Source organism: Nostoc sp. NOS(2021) (assembly GCF_017115025.1).
In the GTDB taxonomy this organism is placed as follows: domain Bacteria; phylum Cyanobacteriota; class Cyanobacteriia; order Cyanobacteriales; family Nostocaceae; genus Nostoc.
On sequence record NZ_JABXKM010000148.1, the window covers coordinates 25,058 to 31,057 of the forward strand.

Annotated in this window: 5 protein-coding genes; all 5 read right to left on the minus strand. The window is 43.3% G+C overall.

What is annotated here, in order from left to right:
- Window positions 1-161 precede the first annotated feature (161 nt).
- Window positions 162-911, minus strand: a complete 750-nt coding sequence (locus HWQ41_RS19490) for a glucose 1-dehydrogenase (protein ID WP_292766251.1) — start codon at window positions 909-911, stop codon at window positions 162-164.
- A gap of 625 nt (window positions 912-1,536) precedes the next feature.
- Window positions 1,537-2,721 (minus strand): AbrB family transcriptional regulator, encoded by a 1,185-nt coding sequence (locus HWQ41_RS19495; RefSeq protein WP_292766253.1) that lies wholly within the window; start codon window positions 2,719-2,721, stop codon window positions 1,537-1,539.
- 284 nt (window positions 2,722-3,005) lie between these two features.
- Window positions 3,006-3,344, minus strand: coding sequence for a hypothetical protein (locus HWQ41_RS19500; protein WP_292766255.1), 339 nt, complete (start codon window positions 3,342-3,344; stop codon window positions 3,006-3,008).
- Between the two features lie 179 nt (window positions 3,345-3,523).
- Complete coding sequence (locus HWQ41_RS19505; RefSeq protein ID WP_292766257.1) at window positions 3,524-4,882, minus strand: Rieske 2Fe-2S domain-containing protein; 1,359 nt, start codon at window positions 4,880-4,882, stop codon at window positions 3,524-3,526.
- Window positions 4,883-5,622: 740 nt separating this feature from the next.
- Window positions 5,623-5,973 carry a Lin0512 family protein gene (locus tag HWQ41_RS19510; RefSeq protein ID WP_292766259.1) on the minus strand — a complete coding sequence of 117 codons (351 nt, stop codon included), beginning with the start codon at window positions 5,971-5,973 and terminating at the stop codon, window positions 5,623-5,625.
- Window positions 5,974-6,000 lie beyond the last annotated feature (27 nt).

Here is a 6,000-nt window from a genome sequence, read left to right on the forward strand (position 1 = left end):
CCGCTTCCATTCCTCTCCCCCCGTGGGGGAGAGGCTTTGAAACCCAGTTTTGGTTTTTCTCTGCTTGTATGAAACCACCCTGCCAATCCCTTGCTTTACCCTGAGAATTCACCCAGGACGGCTGCAAATCTGAAGGTGACAGAAACAGTTTCTGATAGCAATCAACGAAGACCACCTGTGACGTACAGTGCTTCGCCAGTGATCCAGGCTGAATCAGAGGACGCGAGGAAAACGGCGACAGGTGCGATGTCCTGCGGCTGTCCGATGCGACCCAGCGGGGTTTGCGCTTCAATCTGTTTGCGGAAATCGCTCTCGATCATTCCTGCTGTGTGCGTACCCTCCGTTTCTATCATGCCAGGATTGATGGAGTTGACGCGGATGTTGCGTGAACCCAGTTCTTTGGCTAGCGACTTCGTGACGGCATCGACCGCCGCTTTAGTAGCGCTATAGACCGAGCTATTTGGAGGTGTGAGGGTGCTGACAACCGAACTGATATTGATAATGCTGCCGCCCGTCGCGCCGAAATGCTTTGCTCCTTGTTGTGAGGTAAGGATTAATCCCAGCACATTCAGATCAAACTGCTTGTGGAAATGCTCCTCCGTGATGTCTTCGAGTGGGAAATTTTCATAGATGCCAGCATTGTTGACCAGGATATCGAGCTTACCGAATACTTGCTGTGTCTTTTCAAACAGACGTTCGATCTCTGCTTTTTGGGCAACATTTGCCTGAACCGCGATCGCCTTCCCGCCATCGCTGACAATCTCATCAACTACACGATCGGCTCCTTCTTTGCTAGAGGCGTAGTTGACGACCACAGATGCCCCTTCGGCTGCCAGATGTTTGGCGATCGCGGCACCAATGCCTTTGGATGCACCCGTAACGACTGCGATTTTTCCTTCTAGTTTTTTCATGGTTATAAGTGTTGTGGTGGTTGAGTTTGATAGAGTCGTCCGAAACAGGTGCAAACACACGAGTAATTTCTCTGATTGTCCGACACCTATTTGTAGACGACCCATGTTGATCAATCCACTATTTTGTTATTCTGTCAATGCATAAGTCGTAGAGTTAGCTCTTTCAAGGTGGTGAAATTCGGAACCAAGATTGGTTATTTCAACCTTCAAAAAGCCCAAAATCTGAGCAGAGAACTCAGGATAATAGCACTGAAACAACGTATCTTCGTTTGTCACCTTGAAAGGGCTAGTCCTAGAGTCGAATGGCACTAAGTTAAGATATAACCCTTGCCCTGACGGGTTCCCAGCGTCAAGGCTGGGAACCCATCTTGGGAGGCGGAGCATCCAAGGGCTTTACGAGAGGCAGAGCCTCTGGTAATACATTCCCAGTCTTAAGACTGGGAACGAGGCGACGAGGCGACACAAGCTTTAGTGCCATTCGTCCTAAAGTCTTTGATACTCATTAATGAGTTTTTGATTTAATTTGATTATGCAATTTAGATGTTTTTCAACTTACTTGTGAACAAGCATAAAAACCCTACTCTTTGCCCAATGCCCAATGCCCAATGCCCAATTCCTTCATCCATTAAACTGGTTCAGAAAGTTGCTCATCCAAACGGCGAAACAAAAACACCCAAAGTGGTAGGGAACTATTAATCGCAATTAGTCGCACTAAATGACCAGTTGTAACAATTTCAACATTATGATTTAATGCCAGGGAAACCAAGATCATTTCTGCTGATCCTCCTGGTGCTGTGACTAAGAGACAGGTTAACCAATCCCAAGAGGTTAATTGCATCGCAAGTATAGCAACGATCGCTCCGGCTGCAAGAGTCATCGCCACAGACATCAAGGCATAGCCGACAGTCCGCTTTTTAAAGTTGGGTTTGTCTCCCCAATATTCACCAATAGTAATTCCCAGGAGCATTTGACCCAATAAGTTTATTATTGGCGGCGGACTAAAGCTAATATCACCCACAAAAGGTAGCCAATGTAGTAAAGGATTAAACCCGATACCAATCAACAATGCACCAAAGAAATCGCCAGCGGGAATTTTAAATAATATAGCTGGATAAACTACTAATCCAGTGATTAGCAGTACTAACAAGAGTAATCCTAGTTGAGATGGATCGAGATTTAGCCAAGCACCGTTGATTGGGAGTGTTTGGGGAGAGTAATTACCAACTGATGTCCTAGCGATGAAGGGAATTAGAACAACTACTGAGGTGACGCGAATCGCCTGAACTAGGGCAACCAAGCTCACATTTTTATTGTAATCGGCGGCGATCGCTGCCATAATTCCTACACCACCGGGAACTGTCGCCAGCATTGCTGTCATTAAGTTAGTTTTGCTGATGCGGGAGTAAATGTAGCCGATACAGCTTCCACTCAGCAGCATAAACAAGGTGAGAAAAATAAAAATAGGAATATTAGAAGCAACACTAGCTAGATTAGCGTGGGCATTGGAAGCGCCGACAGTTAAACCTACAAGTGCCATTCCGACTTTTCTAGCAGTGCGGTTAGGTTGGGGGGAATATTGATAAAAAATTCGACATCCTTGAAGAACTACTGTACCAGCGGCAATCCCGCCAAATATCCAGGCAATCCTACCAATTTGGAACTTTGCCAGGAGTAAACCCAGAGGTAATGCTAGAAGCATTTCCCAGACAAGGACAATTAGTTGCTTGGCAAATAGCTGTTGTTTGGTAACAACAGGATTTTCATGAGTGTGTTCTTCCAGGTTGGCAGCAACACTTACACTTTGATTCATCTATACAAGCTTTTTTATTAATTTAACTGATGTACTCAAGCTAATGCGATCGCCCTAGATATAGCAGGGGACTGGGGACTCTTTACTGGGGACTGGGTTGAAAGTCTGTTTGTATATAGGTTTTATCATCAGTTAATGTCCTAACTTTCTTGTCCGTTGCTATAACTAAGTCTAAATTTACCGCGTGTTGCATTCAAACAAAAATGCCTATAGAGAGAGGATAGGGGCACAACCGCAATTGTGCCCCGACAAATAATTTGTATTCCTTTCAATGGTTTAGCCGTTTAATCTTCGTCAAGGGCTGGGAAAGCTTCTTCAAGCTGCCACAACCTATCTTTATTCTCAACGAACCAAATACGAGTCTTTGGAGTTAATTTACTCCAAATGACTTCAACAGGGATGTGAGGAGATGCATATTGGTATTGCTGACCAAGTGATTTGAGATTCTCTGCTACATCATGGGGAATTCCAAATTCTTCCCAGTCAACTTTGATATTTTTTCCCGAAACTCCAGCTGTGGGGTCGAAAATCAATTGTGCTGATCTGACTAAATCAGCAAAGTGTTTCGGTTTAAGTTTGGTGATCTCCTGAATTTGGAGTGATTCGTTATACTCTTGAGACATGATCGCCGCAGTGGTAAAGATTAGTGGTGTATTGAACTTACTGCCAGAGATTTTTATCCCAATATTTTTACTTTAGCGTAGAGCGGCTAACTTGATCATCACTAAAATTATGGATTAGGGATTAAGCGTGGGGAATAATTCTGATTCCAGCCTCCAATCCCCAATCCCCAGTTCCTATTTTAGTGACGAGTGTAAGAACGCTCAAAGTTAGTTTTGAGCGTATGTGCCATAGCGGACATTACAACTGCTAGCATAGAAACCGATATCGCTGCTATTTTGATTCTAGAATCATCTGTAAGTATTGCTACAGCAGCTAGAGCGATCGCTACCCCTATACAACTTTGTTTGACCCTATTTGTAACTTGATAAGCTCGATTGCAGGAATTACAAATAAGTATGTGTCGCGAGAATCTGTCTAGCAAAATTGGCTTGGGATTCAACTCGGCATTCTCAACATTTTTCCATGTGGAATAACCTTGATAAAAAGGCAAAGATGACCCAAATTTATCTAGCCACTTGCGGTACTCAATCACTAATGTGTCAGATGTTTTCAATGGCAAATATAGTTCTTTGAGACTTGTTTCCAAGCGTTCAATTTCTGACTGTTGTCCCGCAATCAGGGGCAAATCCTGCTCCAATATTTTGTTCGTATTTAAGTGATCAAGCCAGCGGGGTCTCAGCTTGACTCCCCAAGTCATGAAATTACGATAACCTCTAGCTAAAAGACGGCATCGCCCTTTGCCTAAAGGAATCGAATACAAAGCTAGTCCAAATGTCCAACCTCGTTCTTCAATATAAGCAGTATTCAGCACAAGACTTGGACTAACAAAATCAATATACTTCCAGGCTTCATTTGATTTGTTAGTTCCCCGCCACCTGCCTCGGATTCCCTGAACCGAACTCTCTAGCAGTTCCATTTCTAGCGGTTGGGCATTTTTCCGATTACCTCCACCCCTAGTGCCATCATGGCTAATAGCAACATGAGCAGGATCTATGACATTCTCGACTAGATATGTTTGGTCATAAGGCAGATCCAATATAAAGTCTGCACACACGAATCCTGGCTTGTCTAAATCTGGCAGAATTGGGATAATTTCATCAATAGCAGTTTCTTTTTCGCCAGCCCACACCCAAATCATACCTTGGCGTTCCACAACCTTAAAAGATGGCACGCAAGCATTGACTGGAATTTTCGCATCTGCTTGTAATTGGGGAATGTGCAAACATTGACCATCACTGCCAAACTGCCAACCGTGATATAAGCACTCAATTTTGCCGTCAATAATTTGTCCTTCGGAAAGTTTGGCTGTACGGTGAGGACAACGATCTGTCAAACAGATAAATTGTCCATTTTGGTCTTTGAACAAAACCAAGGGTTCATCGTACAACGAAAAGCTATAAGGGCGGTTGGCAGGCAAGTCTTGTACGAAGATAACGGGATACCAGCATTGCCTCCAGTTAAATTCTTGCTTCTCCTCTGGTGTTTCAAAGGTAGAGGTTGGTGGTGTCGCCTGTAGTGTCTCTGTTTCTAATGACATGGTTTTCTCCAGGTTTCTCTGATTTTATACCTTTGGATTAGCAAATTCTAGGACTTACGCATTGACAGAGACAACTAACTGTGAATTACGTCTCGTTACAAGGCTCTAGCCTTGTAATGCTCTTGTGTCCGGCTCTGCCTCCTGGTTTGACGGGAGGCAGAGCCTAGTTGATCGCATTCCCAGGCGGCAGCCCAGGAACGAGGCAGGGCAAGACTTTTAGCTTAAAAAGCCTACCATTCACATGATGGTCAATCTGTAAAGTGCGTAAGTTCTAAATTCTTAGTCCCAGAGATATAGGAATCATATTTAATTTTGGAAATACACCCTACATAGCCAACTAACTATTCTAGCTGCTAATCTTGCAACCAAAACACTTCCAAAATAATTATCATCGCATTAGTAAGTGCCACCCCGAACGCAGAAGCTATCGGTATTAAAATCAGGATTTTTTCCTTAAAATCACAATTTTTCTGTTAAAGTCACAATTTTTTCCTTAAAATCACGACTTTTTCCTTAAAATCGTGATTTTTTCCTTAAAATCGTGATTTTTTCCTTAAAGTCGTGATTTTTTTCTTAAAGTCGTGATTTTTTTCTTAAAGTCACGATTTTTTTCTTAAAGTCACGATTTTTTTCTTAAAGTCACGATTTTCTGCAAAACTTGGAAAATACAAAATATAGTTAAAAACTAGCTGAAAGTTTAAGTTTGCACTAGTGACAGAGGTAATTGGTATCAACTTCAGCTACTCATTTTCAACCAGAACTGTAACAGCAGCGATCGCAATCAACATTTCGTCATTTTTATCGTTGAGTTCGGGAATAGCCCGCCCTTGAACTACCATCCCCCCAGATTCTACGGTGAGGGTTTTCCGACCAAATGGTAGTACAGCTAGTACCTCTTCTTCTCTGACTTGTTCGGGATATGGCACTGCTACTTGAACCTCTATAATCATTTCATTGGGGTGACTCAAGCCAGCAACTTCCCAAACACCAGGTAAAGCATTATGAGCGATCGCATTCCGTACCGCCCTAGATGCTGCTACTGTTGGATCTTGTCCATGCTGATCTATTAAACTCAACGAGGTTGTCACCAACCACGTTGGTCTTCAAAACCGTGCGTG